The organism is Escherichia sp. E14V7 (assembly GCF_004212225.1).
In the GTDB taxonomy this organism is placed as follows: Bacteria; Pseudomonadota; Gammaproteobacteria; order Enterobacterales; family Enterobacteriaceae; genus Escherichia.
In genome coordinates this window covers 13,572-31,020 of the sequence record NZ_RHJJ01000019.1, presented here as the reverse complement: position 1 = coordinate 31,020, position 17,449 = coordinate 13,572, and the positions used below count along the sequence as shown (strand labels likewise).

Annotated in this window: 18 protein-coding genes and 1 riboswitch; of the genes, 10 read left to right on the top strand and 8 right to left on the bottom strand. The window is 54.7% G+C overall.

The features are described 5' to 3' along the window. Positions 1 to 565 precede the first annotated feature (565 nt). Both purH and purD read left to right on the top strand, forming a co-directional pair. A complete protein-coding gene (purH, locus tag D9741_RS20475; protein ID WP_001187551.1) occupies positions 566 to 2,155 on the top strand; it encodes a bifunctional phosphoribosylaminoimidazolecarboxamide formyltransferase/IMP cyclohydrolase in 1,590 nt (529 codons plus the stop codon). A gap of 11 nt (positions 2,156 to 2,166) precedes the next feature. Then, on the top strand, positions 2,167 to 3,456 hold the full coding sequence (purD, locus tag D9741_RS20470) for a phosphoribosylamine--glycine ligase (RefSeq protein WP_130216341.1): 1,290 nt from the start codon (positions 2,167 to 2,169) through the stop codon (positions 3,454 to 3,456). On the opposite strand, the gene zraR is transcribed toward purD, so the two are convergent. Continuing rightward, positions 3,453 to 4,778, bottom strand: coding sequence for a sigma-54-dependent response regulator transcription factor ZraR (gene zraR / locus D9741_RS20465; RefSeq protein ID WP_130216339.1), 1,326 nt, complete (start codon positions 4,776 to 4,778; stop codon positions 3,453 to 3,455). The two genes, purD and zraR, sit on opposite strands and share 4 nt — an antisense overlap. Beyond that, a complete protein-coding gene (gene zraS, locus D9741_RS20460) occupies positions 4,775 to 6,172 on the bottom strand; it encodes a two-component system sensor histidine kinase ZraS (RefSeq protein ID WP_130216337.1) in 1,398 nt (465 codons plus the stop codon). Before zraS ends, zraR begins: the two co-directional genes overlap by 4 nt. Before the next feature lie 237 nt (positions 6,173 to 6,409). On the opposite strand from zraS, the gene zraP reads away from it, so the two are divergent. Then, positions 6,410 to 6,838, top strand: coding sequence for a zinc resistance sensor/chaperone ZraP (gene zraP / locus D9741_RS20455; RefSeq protein ID WP_130216335.1), 429 nt, complete (start codon positions 6,410 to 6,412; stop codon positions 6,836 to 6,838). A gap of 1 nt (position 6,839) precedes the next feature. Here the strand turns inward: zraP and D9741_RS20450 are convergent, their stop codons facing one another. From D9741_RS20450 to nudC, 6 genes are all read right to left on the bottom strand, one after another. Then, positions 6,840 to 7,535 (bottom strand): DUF1481 domain-containing protein, encoded by a 696-nt coding sequence (locus D9741_RS20450; protein ID WP_130216346.1) that lies wholly within the window; start codon positions 7,533 to 7,535, stop codon positions 6,840 to 6,842. 12 nt (positions 7,536 to 7,547) lie between these two features. After that, a complete protein-coding gene (gene hupA, locus D9741_RS20445; protein WP_001044513.1) occupies positions 7,548 to 7,820 on the bottom strand; it encodes a nucleoid-associated protein HU-alpha in 273 nt (90 codons plus the stop codon). A gap of 186 nt (positions 7,821 to 8,006) precedes the next feature. Then, positions 8,007 to 8,597 carry a YjaG family protein gene (locus D9741_RS20440; RefSeq protein WP_000940106.1) on the bottom strand — a complete coding sequence of 197 codons (591 nt, stop codon included), beginning with the start codon at positions 8,595 to 8,597 and terminating at the stop codon, positions 8,007 to 8,009. A gap of 42 nt (positions 8,598 to 8,639) precedes the next feature. Then, positions 8,640 to 9,311 (bottom strand): deoxyribonuclease V, encoded by a 672-nt coding sequence (gene nfi / locus D9741_RS20435; RefSeq protein WP_130216333.1) that lies wholly within the window; start codon positions 9,309 to 9,311, stop codon positions 8,640 to 8,642. A gap of 9 nt (positions 9,312 to 9,320) precedes the next feature. Beyond that, positions 9,321 to 10,385 carry a uroporphyrinogen decarboxylase gene (hemE, locus tag D9741_RS20430; RefSeq protein WP_130216331.1) on the bottom strand — a complete coding sequence of 355 codons (1,065 nt, stop codon included), beginning with the start codon at positions 10,383 to 10,385 and terminating at the stop codon, positions 9,321 to 9,323. Positions 10,386 to 10,424: 39 nt separating this feature from the next. Then, the gene (gene nudC, locus D9741_RS20425; RefSeq protein ID WP_130216329.1) at positions 10,425 to 11,198 is read right to left on the bottom strand and encodes an NAD(+) diphosphatase; all 774 of its coding nucleotides are present in this window, start codon (positions 11,196 to 11,198) and stop codon (positions 10,425 to 10,427) included. 94 nt (positions 11,199 to 11,292) lie between these two features. Between nudC and D9741_RS20420 the strand changes: the two genes are divergently transcribed. The 7 genes from D9741_RS20420 (at position 11,293) to thiH (ending at position 17,365) form a co-directional block, all read left to right on the top strand. Beyond that, positions 11,293 to 11,769 (top strand): Rsd/AlgQ family anti-sigma factor, encoded by a 477-nt coding sequence (locus D9741_RS20420; RefSeq protein ID WP_064530412.1) that lies wholly within the window; start codon positions 11,293 to 11,295, stop codon positions 11,767 to 11,769. A gap of 51 nt (positions 11,770 to 11,820) precedes the next feature. Next, positions 11,821 to 11,921, top strand: a riboswitch (TPP riboswitch). A 79-nt stretch (positions 11,922 to 12,000) separates the two neighbouring features. Continuing rightward, on the top strand, positions 12,001 to 13,896 hold the full coding sequence (thiC, locus tag D9741_RS20415; RefSeq protein ID WP_130216327.1) for a phosphomethylpyrimidine synthase ThiC: 1,896 nt from the start codon (positions 12,001 to 12,003) through the stop codon (positions 13,894 to 13,896). Further along, complete coding sequence (thiE, locus tag D9741_RS20410) at positions 13,896 to 14,531, top strand: thiamine phosphate synthase (protein ID WP_130216344.1); 636 nt, start codon at positions 13,896 to 13,898, stop codon at positions 14,529 to 14,531. The genes thiC and thiE overlap by 1 nt, the downstream gene beginning before the upstream one ends. Continuing rightward, positions 14,524 to 15,279, top strand: a complete 756-nt coding sequence (thiF, locus tag D9741_RS20405) for a thiazole biosynthesis adenylyltransferase ThiF (protein ID WP_130216325.1) — start codon at positions 14,524 to 14,526, stop codon at positions 15,277 to 15,279. The genes thiE and thiF overlap by 8 nt, the downstream gene beginning before the upstream one ends. Then, entirely contained in the window at positions 15,263 to 15,463 is a 201-nt protein-coding gene (gene thiS / locus D9741_RS20400) for a sulfur carrier protein ThiS (protein WP_001166232.1), read from the top strand. Before thiF ends, thiS begins: the two co-directional genes overlap by 17 nt. A 1-nt stretch (position 15,464) precedes the next feature. Further along, the gene (gene thiG, locus D9741_RS20395) at positions 15,465 to 16,235 is read left to right on the top strand and encodes a thiazole synthase (RefSeq protein WP_052920584.1); all 771 of its coding nucleotides are present in this window, start codon (positions 15,465 to 15,467) and stop codon (positions 16,233 to 16,235) included. Continuing rightward, positions 16,232 to 17,365 carry a 2-iminoacetate synthase ThiH gene (thiH, locus tag D9741_RS20390; RefSeq protein WP_130216323.1) on the top strand — a complete coding sequence of 378 codons (1,134 nt, stop codon included), beginning with the start codon at positions 16,232 to 16,234 and terminating at the stop codon, positions 17,363 to 17,365. The genes thiG and thiH overlap by 4 nt, the downstream gene beginning before the upstream one ends. Positions 17,366 to 17,449: the final 84 nt, after the last annotated feature.

The window sequence follows — 17,449 nt, the reverse complement described above, 5'->3', positions numbered from 1 at the left end:
CTTGAGACTTGGTATTCATTTATCGTCTTTCGACGTTAAGAATCCGTATCTTCGAGTGCCCACACAGATTGTCTGATAAATTGTTAAAGAGCAGTTGCGACGCGGCTTTCAGCTCACTGTCGCGAGGTGGCGTATATTACGCTTTCCTCTTTCAGAGTCAACCCTGAATTTCAGGATTTTTCTCTTCAACCGAACCGGCTGTTTGTGTGAAGTGATTCACATCCGCCGTGTCGATGGAGGCGCATTATAGGGAGTTCTCCGTAGGCCGCAATAGAAAAATTGCAAAAAAATGACTGACTGCTGCATTCCCCAGCAAAACCCCGCTTTATACCTTTTTACGCACAGAGTTATCCACAATCATCAATGTAATTTCTGTATTTTTCCCACGGTAACCACTGTCAAAATTGTGATCGCCATTGAAAGAGAAAAATTCGCGAGCGTTGCGCAAACGTTTTCGTTACAATGCGGGCGAAAAATAAGGATGCCCCGTTAGGGGCGTTAGCTGAGTTTTTCGCGAAAAATTCAGCTAACGCTCTCTGTAATAGTCAAATCCAGGGGATTTACCATGCAACAACGTCGTCCAGTCCGCCGCGCTCTGCTCAGTGTTTCTGACAAAGCCGGTATCGTCGAATTCGCCCAGGCACTTTCCGCACGCGGTGTGGAGCTGCTGTCTACAGGGGGCACTGCCCGTCTGTTAGCAGAAAAAGGTCTGCCGGTAACCGAAGTTTCCGATTACACCGGTTTCCCGGAGATGATGGATGGACGCGTGAAGACCCTGCATCCGAAAGTACATGGTGGCATTCTGGGCCGTCGCGGCCAGGACGATGCCATTATGGAAGAACATCAGATCCAGCCTATCGATATGGTGGTTGTTAACCTGTATCCGTTCGCCCAGACCGTTGCTCGTGAAGGCTGCTCGCTGGAAGATGCGGTTGAGAACATCGATATCGGCGGCCCGACCATGGTGCGCTCCGCCGCTAAGAACCATAAAGATGTCGCAATCGTGGTGAAGAGCAGCGACTACGACGCCATTATTAAAGAGATGGATGCCAACGAAGGATCGCTGACGCTTGCAACCCGTTTCGACCTCGCCATCAAAGCCTTCGAACACACTGCCGCCTACGACAGCATGATTGCCAACTACTTCGGCAGCATGGTTCCGGCTTACCACGGTGAAAGCAAAGAAGCCGCCGGTCGCTTCCCACGCACGCTGAACCTGAACTTCATTAAGAAGCAGGATATGCGTTACGGCGAGAACAGCCACCAGCAGGCTGCCTTCTATATAGAAGAGAATGTGAAAGAAGCCTCCGTTGCTACCGCAACCCAGGTTCAGGGTAAGGCCCTCTCTTATAACAACATCGCCGATACCGATGCGGCGCTGGAGTGCGTGAAAGAGTTCGCCGAGCCGGCATGTGTGATTGTGAAGCATGCCAACCCTTGCGGCGTGGCTATCGGCAATTCCATTCTTGATGCTTACGATCGCGCGTACAAAACCGACCCAACCTCCGCATTCGGCGGCATTATCGCCTTTAACCGCGAGCTGGATGCGGAAACCGCACAGGCCATTATTTCTCGTCAGTTTGTCGAAGTGATTATTGCGCCGTCCGCCAGCGAAGAAGCCCTGAAAATCACCGCCGCCAAACAGAACGTTCGCGTCCTGACCTGCGGTCAGTGGGGCGAGCGTGTTCCGGGTCTTGATTTCAAACGCGTGAACGGCGGTTTGCTGGTTCAGGATCGTGACCTGGGGATGGTCGGCGCGGAAGAACTGCGCGTCGTCACCAAACGCCAGCCGACCGAACAGGAACTGCGTGATGCGCTGTTCTGCTGGAAAGTGGCGAAGTTCGTGAAATCCAACGCTATCGTCTATGCCAAAAACAATATGACCATCGGTATTGGCGCGGGCCAGATGAGCCGCGTGTACTCCGCGAAAATCGCCGGTATTAAAGCTGCCGATGAAGGTCTGGAAGTGAAAGGTTCCTCGATGGCTTCTGACGCGTTCTTCCCGTTCCGCGACGGTATTGATGCCGCCGCCGCTGCGGGCGTGACCTGCGTAATCCAGCCTGGCGGTTCTATCCGTGATGACGAAGTGATTGCCGCCGCCGACGAGCACGGTATTGCGATGCTCTTCACCGACATGCGCCACTTCCGCCATTAATGGAGCGACAGATGAAAGTATTAGTGATTGGTAACGGCGGGCGCGAGCACGCGCTGGCCTGGAAAGCGGCCCAGTCGCCGCTGGTTGAGACTGTTTTTGTTGCTCCGGGTAACGCAGGCACTGCGCTGGAACCCACGCTGCAAAACGTCGCTATCGGCGTGACCGATATCCCGGCGCTGCTGGATTTCGCACAAAACGAAAAGGTAGATCTCACCATCGTCGGCCCGGAAGCGCCGCTGGTGAAAGGCGTGGTTGATACCTTCCGCGCCGCCGGGCTGAAAATCTTCGGCCCAACCGCAGGTGCCGCGCAACTGGAAGGCTCAAAAGCGTTTACCAAAGATTTCCTGGCCCGCCATAAAATCCCTACGGCGGAATACCAGAACTTCACCGAGGTAGAACCTGCGCTGGCGTATCTGCGTGAGAAAGGCGCGCCAATCGTCATTAAAGCGGACGGTCTGGCTGCCGGGAAAGGCGTTATCGTAGCGATGACGCTGGAAGAAGCGGAAGCGGCTGTTCACGATATGCTGGCAGGCAACGCTTTTGGCGACGCGGGTCATCGCATCGTTATCGAAGAGTTCCTCGATGGCGAAGAAGCGAGCTTTATCGTGATGGTGGACGGCGAGCATGTGCTACCGATGGCCACCAGCCAGGATCACAAACGCGTAGGCGATAAAGATACCGGGCCAAACACTGGCGGAATGGGCGCTTACTCTCCTGCGCCGGTAGTGACCGATGAAGTTCATCAGCGCACGATGGAACGTATCATCTGGCCAACCGTGAAAGGCATGGCGGCGGAAGGCAACACCTACACCGGTTTTCTCTATGCGGGCCTGATGATCGACAAACAGGGCAATCCGAAGGTTATTGAATTTAACTGCCGCTTTGGCGATCCGGAAACCCAGCCGATTATGCTGCGCATGAAGTCCGATCTGGTTGAACTGTGCCTGGCAGCCTGTGAAGGCAAGCTGGACGAGAAAACGTCCGAGTGGGATGAACGCGCTTCTCTCGGCGTGGTGATGGCTGCGGGTGGATATCCGGGTAATTACCGCACCGGCGATGTGATCCACGGCCTGCCGCTGGAAGAAGTGGAAGGCGGCAAAGTGTTCCACGCGGGCACGAAACTGGCGGATAACGAGCAGGTAGTGACCAGTGGCGGGCGCGTACTGTGCGTCACCGCGCTGGGTCATACCGTGGCAGAAGCGCAGAAACGCGCCTATGACTTAATGACCGATATCCACTGGGACGACTGCTTCTGCCGGAAAGATATCGGCTGGCGCGCCATCGAACGCGAGCAGAACTAACGCGACAGTTTTGCCAATAGCGTTTTACGCGTGATCCCTAACTGACGGGCGGCTTCGGTTTTGTTGCCGCCCGTTTTCTCCAGTGCCGCCAGAATCACTTCTTTTTCGACTTCCACCAGCGGCTGAATATCCTGACTTTGTACCAGCGGGATCGGCGTACTGGCAATCGCCAGCGGCAGCTCGCGTTCGGAAATATATTCCCCGGTCAGCAGCACCACCGCCCGTTCCACCGCGTTTTCCAGTTCACGAATATTTCCCGGCCAGTCGTAATGAATCAGCAGATCCATCGCCTGGGGCGTAAAGCCTTTTACCGCCTTGCGATTACGCTCGGCAAAGCGCTGAAGAAAATGGCCAGCCAGCAGAGGGATATCTTCCCGCCGCTGACGCAGCGACGGTACTTCAATCGCCACCACGTTCAGGCGATAGTAGAGATCCTGGCGAAAACGCCCGGCATTCACCTCTGCGGCAAGATCGCGATGGGTCGCCGCAATCAGCCTGACATCAACCGAAATAGTCTGGTTGCTGCCGACACGCTGCACTTCACGCTCCTGAATGGCACGCAGCAGACGCACCTGCATCATCGGCGAGATATCGCCAATTTCATCGAGAAACAGCGTGCCGCCGTCCGCCTCAACAAAGCGCCCTTCCCGCCGTTTGTCGGCTCCGGTAAACGCCCCTTTTTCGTGACCGAACAATTCAGATTCCAGCAAGGATTCGTTGAGTGCCGCACAGTTGAGCGTTACCAGCGGTTTTTCGCTACGTGCGCTACTGGCGTGAATCGCCCTGGCGACCAGCTCTTTACCGGTACCGGAATCGCCGTGGATCAGCACCGTGGCTTCCGATGGCGCGACAAGGGCAATTTCACCGAGCAGGTGTTGCATCGCTGCGCTTTTGCCAACCATACCGAACTGGCTGGCGGACACCGCAGGTATTTCAGCATCGACACTGTGCGTATGCGCGAGCGCCTTTTCCAGCGTCGCCTGCAGGTTATCGAAATCCAGCGGTTTGATGAGATAATCCAGCGCCCCGGTTTTCAACGCCTCTACCGCCGTCTCGACGCTGGAGTACGCGGTCATAATCAGTACCGGAATCGCCGGGTTTAACGTTTTGATCTCTTTTAGTGTGGCAATGCCGTCCATCTCCGCCATTCGCACATCGCAAAGCACAAGATCAAAAACCTGTTCCCGCACCTGCTCCAGCGCCTGTCGCCCGCTGTTCGCCAGCGCGACGTTATAGCCCCAGCCGCGCAGTAATGCCTGCAAAATAGTGCAGTGGCTAATGTCATCATCCACCACCAGAATATCGATATTATCGTGCGTCATCCTTGTGGGTCCTTACGCGTAATATTGACCGGAAGCCAGAGGGTGAACGTTGCGCCTTTTCCCTCCTGGCTTGCGACCTGAATTGTACCACCGTGTTGTTCAACAATATTATGCACGACCGCCAGCCCTAACCCGGTGCCTTCGGCTTTGGTGGTGAAGTACGGGGTGAAGATAGCTTCAAGCTGATCCGCCGCAATTCCCTTACCGCTATCAGTAACGCTAATTTTCACGCCTGCGCCGCTTTCGCTGGCCGTCACGCTAATCACGCCATGCTGACCAATCGCCTGAATAGCATTGAGATAGAGATTCAACAGGACCTGAGTCAGCCTGTCCGGATCGGCCTGAATTTGCGGTAATGTGTCGTTGGCGGTAAAGCGTAACTGGATCTCCCGGCTGTTTGCATCCTGGCTTACCAGCTGTAATGAGTGGTTAATCAGAGTGTTGAGATCCACCGCCTGCAAAGCCAGATGCGTTGGTTTAACCAGTTCCAGCAGCTCGCTTACCACGCGGTTTAAACGGTCGGCTTCTTTCGCCATCACCTGCGCCAATTGATGCGCTTCTCCCCCTGCTGGCGCGCGTTCGGCAAAGTATTTCGCCAGCCCTTTAATCGAGGAAAGTGGGTTACGGATTTCGTGGGCAACGCCTGCCGCCAGATGCCCCAGTGCCACCAGCTTCTCTTTGCGCTTCATTTCATCTTGTAGAAGCTGGCGCGAGCGCAGATACCGGCGATACCAGAAGAATGACAACACGCTTGCCAGCAAGACCGTCGCCAGGGCGAAGAGGATAATCAGGGTATTGCGCTTTTCCCCACTCTGGGTTGCAACCAGATCGCTGGCGTCAACGGCGATGAAAATAGCCTGTTGTGCTTCTGCCTGTGGCACAGCTTTGCCGTTACAGCGCGGCATATTGTGCATGCCATGCCGCCAGGGCGATGACATTGGCTGGAACAAACGATAGACCTCAAGCGCAGGCGCAGTTTCCGCTTTCTCAAGCAGTCGCCAGCGGGAGTTTTCCTCTGGCTTTAACTGCTGCATTTCATCCGGCGAATAGAGTGCACGCCCAACCATTTCGGGGTTACTGTGAAGAATGATGATGCCCTGCGCATCGGTGACCGCAAACCACAACACCCCAGGCTGGCCTGCCATCTCTTCCAGAAGCGCCTGTTGCTGCACATGGTGCATTCGCATCCCCATCCCTACGCGGCTTCCTGACTCCAGAGCGCGAATGAGCACATTACCTTTTTCCAGTAATGCCTGACGGTCAGCCTCACTTGCCCGCCCATAATCACGAATCACAGTTACCGCAAACAATCCCACCAGCCCAACAATGACAATGGGGAGGATCGTGCTTAACCATTTGGCTAAGGTGTCTTTTGAACGTTGCATAAAACGTATCTTCTTCTTTGCCTGTTCATCCCTTTTTGACAGCAGAAATCATGCCATCTTTTAGCAGCGCTTACCCTGCGCTGTAACACAAAGACTTAAGTTTCAATGAGTAAAAATGACTCGCCACCCACAGCAGGCGAGTCATTTTTACTCGCTTATCACGCCAGATTGCCCGTCATATCAGCGTTTCGTTGTTGGCACGAAAGATGCAATACCCAAAGTAAGACAACCACTGGAGGATTAACCATGAAACGGAACACGAAAATTGCCCTGGTAATGATGGCGCTTTCAGCAATGGCGATGGGATCGACATCTGCATTTGCTCACGGCGGACACGGGATGTGGCAACAAAATGCCGCGCCTTTGACCAGCGAACAACAGACAGCGTGGCAGAAAATCCATAATGACTTTTACGCTCAAAGCAGCGCACTGCAACAGCAACTGGTGACGAAGCGTTATGAATACAATGCCCTGTTAGCCGCGAACCCACCGGATAGCGGCAAAATTAACGCGGTCGCCAAAGAGATGGAGGCTTTGCGTCAGTCGTTAGATGAGTTACGGGTGAAACGGGATATTGCGATGGCTGAAGCGGGTATTCCGCGCGGTACCGGAATGGGCATGGGTTACGGCGGCTGCGGTGGTGGTGGCGGTCATATGGGCATGGGCCACTGGTAAATCAGAACGTTTTCTCGTTGGGTTGCCAGCGACAGAAATCAGAGTTTGCCACTAACAGTAATTGCGAACCTTCGGGCGCTTCCAGCCATGCCACGCTGACATCAACAGAAGAGCGGCTCTGGCGGCGCTCGATATGCGCTATCGCCTGCGAATCTAAATCAGGTTTAATGGTTTGCCCTTCGCAGGTGGTCACGGTCTGTTCCATCGCATGCCAGCGCCCCTGACGCAGCACGACTCTCCCCTGACGTAAGGCATCGCTAATCTGGCGGATTTGGTCAGCACGATAACGATATAAATCAATTTGGTCGTTAGAAAGCTGCTGCTTTTCCCCGTCGGATTCACGTTGCATAAAGCTCAGATCGCCGCGATCGTCAAAACGCGCGCGAATGTTCACCGGCAGTTTGCTGTAAACATTGATATTGATAAGCGTGAGGTTATCGCCCTGCCAGCGATACTCTCGCGTCGTGGTATCGCCATTGCGCCACGGGCTAAATACAGCAAGCAGATGGACATTATCGCCGCTGTCTTTTCGCCAGATGCGTACCGCGCCCTGATCTTCAGCAAATCCACTGGCGGTAAAGGGAGGAAGTGAGGAGTTATGGCTACAAGCAGTAAGAAACAGCGCGCCTGCCAGCATCAATGAGCGACGCCAGAAAGACAAAAGGGGTGAAACCACCCCTTCGTTAAAACTGTTCACTGCCACGCAATCTTACTTAACTGCGTCTTTCAGTGCCTTGCCAGAAACAAATGCCGGTACGTTCGCAGCGGCGATTTTGATTTCTTTACCGGTCTGCGGGTTGCGGCCAGTACGCTCAGCGCGGTGGTTCACTTTGAAGGTACCGAAACCAACCAGTTGTACAGCATCGCCTTCTTTCAGAGACTCAGTAATTGCAGCCAGAGTGGACTCCAGAGCAGCTTTAGCCTGGGTTTTGGACAGTTCTGCTTTCTCTGCAATTACATCAATCAGTTGAGTCTTGTTCATAAGTTATCCTTACAATGTGTTTATCGCTTGCTAAGCATCGAGTGCGACGGAAATGCCAGAATAGCACTCTCCTGCATACACGCACCGATAGCCACTTTTTTTCGCCCCCCAAATGTAGACCAGACGGGGGGCGAAAGGGAAGACTCCAGGTACGACAAATCAGGCGTTAATTCACGTTTTCTGGTCTTATTGCTGAAAAATTATACCAATATTGCTCTCACCCGCCTCACGCAGGTCTGCTCTAAGCCCTTTTATCAGCTCGATATCACGTTCTTCGCACTCGGCTAAAAGTCGGAATATTTCCCACTGAATGTCCCATTCTTGCTCTACAGCTGGGTTTTCTTTGAGCTCTTCATCGCTCATTTCGCGACCAGCCTGAGTCATTTCCAACATCGCCACGGTAGTGATGGAGGTCTTACTCACTTCCACCGCGTGTTCGAGCGTTTCACCACTCAAACGCGAATGGACCAGTTCACTTAATGCCACGCAGGCATCAATTGCCGGATAAACACCGTACAGATCGAAATCGTCGGCTGACGGGATCGCTTCTTCAAATTTCTCCAGTTGGCTGTCGAAATTCACTTTTGCGTCTTTGACGGTCAGTGTTTCCCAGATGAGATCGAGAATGCGGCGATAAATTTGCCCATCACCAAAACCAGTTTGCTGGCAGAACATGGCGTAATTGGGGTACATGCGTTCACATAAGCAAGCCATGAAAGTGACGTGCTGCCAGCTTTCCAGGCGCTCCAGACGCAGATGAATCGGGTTTTGTAACATGTTGAGTTCTCAAATACGGAAATTATCCGCAGTTTACCTGAATTAGGGCTGATTTGCTGTATAGCGCACGAACGCCGGACGTTCCGAGGCCACCGCGTCCGCCCAGCGTGTTGGCTCCGGCAGACGATAGCCTTTCATGCAGCGTTGTACCCACGCCAGCGCGCTATCCACACTGACCCGATGGCCGGTAGAAATAAACAGAGGGTTACAGCGCGCTTTACTGCGCCAGACCCAGGCCAGCTGCTCGCCTTTATCCATCAGCGGGGCCAGTGCGCCCGGTTCGCTGGAGAGCGCTTCGAATTTACCGCAGAGCCGTTTTTTCGCTACGCCAATGGTCGGCACATCCACCAATAAGCCAAAATGGCTGGCGACGCCAAGACGGCGCGGATGCGAGATCCCGTGACCATCGACAAACACTAAATCCGGCTTTTGCGACAGCATCTCCCACGCGGCCAGCAGCGCAGGATATTCGCGGAAGGAAAGAAAACCTGGAATGTAAGGCATGGTAGTAGCGATGCGGGCCACTTTATACTCCACCAGCTCAAGCGAGGGGTATTTCAGCAGCACCATCGCCGCTCGCGTCACTTCTCCGCCCTGCTCAAACCCGACATCGGCTCCAGCGATCAGATCCGGCGGATCTTTATCGAGTCGATCCTCGCGGATCACAGAAGAAGCTAGTTCAAGTTGTTGAGCGCGTAATGACGCGAGATCCATAACCACTCCTTACTGATGATAAGGCGCAGACAGGCGATGCACTGCCTCCACAAATACGCCAGCATGTTCTGGCGGCACATCCTGATGGATACCGTGGCCGAGGTTAAAGACGTGGCCTTCACCGTGACCGAAACCGGCAAGGATTGTCGCCACTTCTTCTTCAATACGGGCAGGCGGCGCGTACAACATTGACGGGTCCATATTGCCCTGCAGCGCGACTTTATCACCCACGCGGCGGCGTGCATCGGCGATGTCCGTTGTCCAGTCGAGGCCCAGCGCATCGCAACCGGTTTCTGCCATGGCTTCCAGCCACTGTCCGCCACCTTTGGTAAACAGCGTGACCGGTACGCGGCGACCGTCGTTTTCACGCAGTAAACCATCAACAATTTTATGCATGTAATAGAGCGAGAACTGTTGATAATCGCGCCCGGTTAGCACGCCGCCCCAGGTGTCGAAAATCATCACTGCCTGAGCACCGGCTTTAATCTGCGCATTCAGGTACAGAGTGACGCTTTTCGCCAGTTTATCGAGCAGAGCGTGCAGCGCCTGCGGATCGGCATACATCATTTTTTTGATCACGGTGAACGCTTTGCTGCTGCCGCCTTCCACCATATAGGTCGCCAGCGTCCACGGACTGCCGGAAAAACCAATCAGCGGCACTTCGCCTTTCAGTTCGCGACGAATGGTACGCACCGCGTTCATCACGTAACCCAGCTCATCTTCCGGGTCCGGAATTGGCAGTTTATCGACGTCGGCTTTGCAGGTGACTGGCGAGGTAAAACGCGGACCTTCTCCGGCTTCAAAATAGAGCCCTAACCCCATCGCGTCCGGCACGGTGAGGATATCGGAAAAGAGGATCGCCGCATCCAGCGGGTAGCGACGCAGCGGTTGCAAAGTCACTTCGCACGCCAGCTCGGCGTTTTTGCACAGCGACATAAAATCGCCCGCCTGGGCGCGCGTGGCTTTATATTCCGGTAGATAGCGGCCCGCCTGGCGCATCATCCATACTGGAGTGACATCAACGGGCTGGCGCAGCAGCGCCCGCAGATAACGATCGTTTTTAAGTTCGGTCATTTTGGCTGTTCCTTAGTGCGTCAGGCGGTCAGTGTATCATCACTCATACTCTGCCCGACACATCGCCACCGTATCTTCTATCAGACGGCGCGCCACGGTGCCGGGCGGCGGGAGTAACGGTAAATCGTCATAGCGATACCAGTTCGCCTCGAGCAATTCTTTCGGGTCGATCACGATCTCGCCGCTGTCATATTCCGCCATAAACGCGGTCATTAAAGACTGAGGAAACGGCCACGGCTGGGAAGTCACGTACCGCAAGTTTTTGACTTTGATGCCGCTCTCTTCCATCACTTCCCGCGCGACTGCCTGTTCGAGGGTTTCGCCCACTTCGACGAATCCGGCGAGTACCGTATGGACACCGTTACGATGCCGGGTATGCTGAGCAAGTAGGATTGAATCATCGCGACGGATGGCAACGATAATGCAGGGAGCGATTTGTGGGTAGTAACGCTCACGGCAGTGGCTGCATAGCATCGCCCATTCGGTTTTGCTCGGATACATGTCATGCCCGCAGTAACCGCAGTATTTATGCGAGCGATAAAACTCCGCCAGTTGCACACCACGTCCGGCTAATTGAAACAGCCCGACATCCAGATCAATGACCTGGCGCACCGAGCCCATATCGTGACGGCGCTGCTGTTGCACTAGCCAAACAGGTTCTCCCTGCCATTCGCCGATTTGTAGTGCGCGCTGACCCACAAGATCGAAATTTGCCGCTTCGCCGTATGGTAATTCTCCCTTCGGCAACCATAATTTTTGTTCATGACTGACTACCCACCAGCCGTGATCTAATTTTTCAATTATACGATCCATAGCTCTTGCACTACCTTTGCATCACTGGCATGTTTAACATGGTTTTTACATTTCTCACTGAGCAGTTTTTGAATACAAACTTGCGGAGTCAATCATGCTTAACCAGCTCGATAACCTGACGGAGCACGTCAGAGGAAGTAACAAACTGGTTGATCGCTGGCTACATGTACGTAAGCATCTGCTCGTGGCTTACTACAATCTGGTTGGCATTAAGCCTGGCAAAGAATCGTACATGAGGCTGAATGAAAAAGCCCTTGATGATTTTTGCCAGAGTCTGGTCGACTACCTGTCTGCCGGACATTTCAGTATTTATGAACGCATTCTTCATAAACTGGAAGGCAACGGGCAACTCGCTCATGCCGCGAAGATTTGGCCGCAACTCGAAGCCAACACGCAACAGATTATGGATTACTACGATTCCAGCCTGGAAACCGCCATCGATCATGATAATTACCTTGAGTTTCAACAGGTTTTATCTGACATCGGCGAGGCACTGGAAGCGCGATTTGTGCTGGAAGATAAGTTGATTCTGCTGGTGCTTGACGCCGCCCGCGTCAAACATCCTGCTTGAGTTCTGCGCTGTTAACGTGTAATTTACATTCAACGCCCCGTTTGCGGGGCTAATTTCTTGTCGGAGTGCCTTAACTGGCTGAGACCGTTTATTCGGGATCCGCGGAACCTGATCAGGCTAATACCTGCGAAGGGAACAAGAGTTAATCTGCTATCGCATCGCCTTTGCGGCGATCGTCTCTTGCTTCATCCGTCGTCTGACAAGCCACGTCCTTAACTTTTGGAATGAGCTATGTCTGCAACAAAACTGACCCGCCGCGAACAACGCGCCCGGGCCCAACATTTTATCGACACCCTGGAAGGCACCGCCTTTCCCAACTCAAAACGCATTTATATCACTGGCACACACCCCGGCGTGCGCGTGCCGATGCGTGAGATCCAGCTTAGCCCGACGCTAATTGGCGGTAGCAAAGAACAGTCGCAGTACGAAGAAAACGAAGCGATTCCGGTCTACGACACCTCCGGCCCGTATGGCGATCCGCAGATTGCCATTAACGTGCAACAAGGGCTGGCAAAACTACGCCAGCCGTGGATCGATGCGCGCGGCGATACCGAAGAACTTACCGTGCGCAGTTCCGATTACACTAAAGCGCGGCTGGCAGATGATGGCCTCGACGAGCTGCGTTTTAGCGGCGTATTAACGCCAAAACGCGCCAAAGCAGGACGCCGCGTCACACAACTGCACTACGCCCGCAAGGGTATCATCACACCGGAAATGGAATTCATCGCCATCCGCGAGAATATGGGCCGCGAGCGCATCCGTAGCGAAGTTTTACGCCACCAGCATCCGGGAATGAGCTTTGGCGCACGTCTGCCGGAAAATATCACTGCGGAATTTGTCCGTGATGAAGTTGCTGCCGGACGCGCGATTATCCCGGCCAACATTAATCATCCGGAATCGGAGCCGATGATTATTGGCCGTAACTTCCTGGTAAAAGTTAACGCCAATATCGGCAACTCGGCGGTCACCTCTTCCATCGAAGAAGAAGTGGAAAAGCTGGTATGGTCCACGCGCTGGGGAGCGGATACGGTGATGGATCTCTCCACCGGTCGCTATATTCACGAAACCCGCGAGTGGATTTTGCGTAACAGCCCGGTGCCGATCGGTACTGTGCCGATCTACCAGGCGCTGGAGAAGGTTAACGGGATCGCCGAAGATCTTACCTGGGAAGCGTTCCGCGACACGCTGCTGGAACAGGCCGAGCAAGGTGTGGATTACTTCACTATCCATGCGGGCGTGCTGCTGCGCTACGTGCCGATGACCGCGAAACGCCTGACCGGTATCGTCTCTCGCGGCGGTTCGATTATGGCGAAATGGTGCCTCTCCCATCATCAGGAAAATTTCCTCTATCAACACTTCCGCGAAATTTGTGAAATCTGTGCCGCTTATGACGTTTCGCTGTCGCTGGGCGACGGCCTGCGCCCCGGTTCTGTTCAGGACGCCAACGATGAAGCGCAGTTTGCCGAGCTGCATACGCTGGGCGAACTGACCAAAATCGCCTGGGAATATGACGTACAGGTGATGATTGAAGGCCCAGGCCACGTGCCGATGCAGATGATTCGCCGCAATATGACCGAGGAGTTAGAGCACTGCCACGAAGCGCCGTTTTACACTCTGGGGCCGCTAACTACCGATATTGCGCCGGGCTATGACCACTTCACGTCGGGGATTGGTGCGGCGATGATTGGCTGGTTTGGCTGCGCGATGCTCTGTTACGTAACGCCAAAAGAGCATCTGGGTCTGCCTAATAAAGAAGATGTTAGGCAGGGGCTTATCACCTATAAGATTGCCGCCCACGCCGCTGACCTGGCGAAAGGGCATCCGGGCGCGCAAATTCGCGATAACGCCATGTCGAAAGCCCGCTTTGAATTTCGCTGGGAAGACCAGTTTAATCTGGCCCTCGACCCGTTTACCGCCCGCGCTTATCACGATGAAACCCTGCCGCAAGAGTCCGGTAAAGTCGCCCATTTTTGCTCCATGTGTGGGCCGAAATTCTGCTCGATGAAAATCAGCCAGGAAGTACGTGATTACGCCGCCGCGCAAACCATTGAAGTGGGAATGGCGGATATGTCGGAGAACTTCCGCGCCAGAGGCGGAGAAATCTACCTGCGTAAGGAGGAAGCGTGATGTATCAGCCTGATTTTCCTCCTGTACCTTTTCGTTTAGGACTGTACCCGGTGGTGGACAGCGTACAGTGGATCGAACGTCTGTTGGGTGCAGGCGTACGTACTCTCCAGCTACGCATCAAAGATCAACGCGATGAAGAAGTGGAAGCCGATGTCGTGGCGGCAATTGCGCTGGGCCGCCGCTATAACGCGCGATTGTTTATCAACGATTACTGGCGGCTGGCGATCAAGCATCAGGCGTATGGCGTCCATTTGGGGCAGGAAGATTTGCAAGCCACCGATCTCCACGCCATCCGCGCGGCAGGCCTGCGGCTGGGCGTTTCGACCCATGACGATATGGAGATCGACGTCGCGCTGGCAGCACGCCCTTCTTATATCGCGCTGGGACATGTGTTCCCGACGCAAACCAAACAGATGCCTTCTGCACCGCAGGGACTGGAACAACTGGCACGCCACATTGAGCGCCTGGCGGATTATCCCACCGTGGCGATTGGCGGTATCAGTCTGCCGCGCGCGCCTGCGGTGATAGCAACGGGTGTCGGCAGTATCGCCGTCGTCAGTGCCATTACCCAGGCGGCAGACTGGCGTTTGGCAACGGAACAGCTGCTGGAAATTGCAGGAGTTGGCGATGAATGACCGTGACTTTATGCGTTATAGCCGCCAAATCCTGCTCGACGATATCGCTCTTGACGGGCAGCAAAAACTGCTCGACAGCCAGGTGCTGATTATTGGTCTTGGCGGGCTGGGTACACCTGCTGCGCTGTACCTGGCGGGCGCTGGCGTCGGGACGCTGGTACTGGCAGATAACGACGATGTGCATTTAAGCAATCTGCAACGACAAATCCTCTTTACCACTGAAGATATCGATCGCCCGAAATCGCAGGTCAGCCAACAGCGACTGACACAGTTGAATCCCGACATTCAACTGACAGCACTACAACAACGGTTAACGGGTGAAGCGTTAAAAGATGCGGTTGCACAAGCCGATGTGGTGCTCGACTGTACCGACAATATGGCGACTCGCCAGGAGATTAATGCCGCCTGCGTGGCACTCAACACGCCGCTTATCACCGCCAGCGCGGTCGGATTTGGCGGTCAGTTGATGGTACTGACGCCGCCCTGGGAGCAGGGTTGTTACCGCTGTCTGTGGCCAGATAACCAGGAGCCAGAACGCAACTGCCGCACGGCGGGCGTGGTTGGCCCGGTGGTCGGGGTTATGGGCACTTTGCAGGCACTGGAAGCAATTAAGTTATTAAGCGGTATAGAGACGCCTGCGGGAGAACTCCGACTGTTCGACGGTAAGTCGAGCCAGTGGCGCAGCCTGGCGTTGCGCCGCGCCAGTGGTTGCCCGGTATGCGGAGGAAGCAATGCAGATCCTGTTTAACGACCAACCGATGCAGTGCGCCGCCGGGCAAACTGTTCACGAACTACTGGAGCAACTCGACCAACGACAAGCGGGCGCGGCTCTGGCGATTAATCAGCAAATCGTCCCGCGTGAGCAGTGGACGCAACATATCGTGCAGGATGGCGACCAGATCCTGCTTTTTCAGGTTATTGCAGGGGGTTGAGATGTTACGTATTGCGGACAAAACGTTTGATTCACATCTGTTTACCGGCACAGGAAAATTCGCTTCTTCACAACTGATGGTGGAGGCGATCCGCGCTTGCGGCAGCCAACTGGTGACACTGGCGATGAAACGTGTCGACTTGCGCCAGCACAACGACGCTATCCTCGAACCGCTTATCGCGGCGGGTGTGACCCTGCTGCCGAATACTTCCGGGGCGAAAACAGCGGAAGAAGCCATTTTCGCCGCCCATCTGGCACGTGAAGCGTTAGGCACAAACTGGCTAAAATTGGAGATTCACCCTGACGCCCGCTGGCTGTTGCCCGATCCCATCGAAACCCTGAAAGCCGCCGAAACGCTGGTACAACAGGGATTTGTCGTGCTGCCTTACTGCGGGGCCGATCCGGTATTGTGTAAACGTCTGGAAGAAGTCGGCTGTGCAGCGGTGATGCCGCTCGGCGCGCCGATTGGCTCGAATCAGGGACTGGAAACCCGTGCCATGCTGGAGATTATTATCCAGCAAGCCACTGTTCCGGTGGTCGTTGATGCTGGCATCGGCGTTCCCAGCCATGCCGCACAGGCGCTGGAAATGGGGGCCGACGCGGTGTTAGTGAATACAGCGATTGCCGTCGCGGACGATCCCGTCAACATGGCGAAGGCATTTCGTCTGGCAGTAGAAGCAGGCCTGCTGGCTCGTCAGTCCGGACCGGGCAGCCGCAGTCATTTTGCTCATGCCACCAGCCCGCTGACTGGATTTCTGGAGGCATCGGCATGAAAACCTTCAGCGATCGCTGGCGACAACTGGACTGGGACGACATCCGCCTGGGTATCAACGGCAAAACGGCTGCTGACGTAGAGCGAGCGCTAAATGCCTCGCAACTCACCCGCGACGATATGATGGCGCTGTTATCGCCAGCTGCCAGTGGCTATCTGGAACCACTGGCCCAACGGGCGCAGCGCCTGACCCGTCAGCGATTTGGCAACACAGTTAGTTTCTACGTCCCGCTTTATCTTTCCAATCTTTGCGCTAACGACTGCACGTACTGCGGATTTTCCATGAGCAATCGCATCAAGCGCAAAACGCTGGATGAAGCGGATATTGCCAGGGAAAGCGCCGCTATACGGGAAATGGGCTTTGAGCATCTGTTGCTGGTCACTGGTGAACATCAGGCGAAAGTGGGGATGGATTACTTTCGCCGCCATCTCCCTGCCCTGTGTGAACAGTTCTCTTCATTGCAGATGGAAGTACAGCCGCTGGCGGAAGCGGAATACGCCGAGTTAAAGCAGCTTGGTCTGGATGGGGTGATGGTTTATCAAGAGACATATCACGAGGCGACTTATGCCCGCCATCATTTGAAGGGCAAAAAACAGGACTTCTTCTGGCGGCTGGAAACGCCGGATCGGCTGGGTCGGGCGGGGATTGATAAGATTGGCCTCGGCGCGCTAATTGGTCTTTCCGACAGCTGGCGCGTTGACTGCTATATGGTTGCCGAACATTTGCTATGGCTGCAACAGCATTACTGGCAAACCCGTTACTCTGTCTCCTTCCCGCGCCTGCGCCCGTGTACTGGCGGCATTGAGCCTGCGTCGATTATGGATGAACACCAGTTAGTGCAAACCATCTGCGCCTTCCGGCTGCTTGCACCGGAGATTGAACTGTCACTCTCCACGCGGGAATCATCGTGGTTTCGCGATCGAGTTATTCCGCTGGCAATCAATAACGTCAGCGCCTTCTCGAAAACGCAGCCAGGTGGCTATGCCGACAATCACCCCGAGCTGGAACAGTTCTCACCGCACGACGATCGCAGGCCGGAAGCGGTTGCTGCCGCGTTAACCGCTCGGGGCTTGCAGCCGGTATGGAAGGACTGGGACAGCTATCTGGGACGCGCCTCGCAAAGGCTATGAGACGGAATGTAAGAACGTAAATTTATTCCGAGCCGCTACGGAAGATGAAAAACGCAAGGTTGTTGAAAGCGTTGTGTTTTTTTA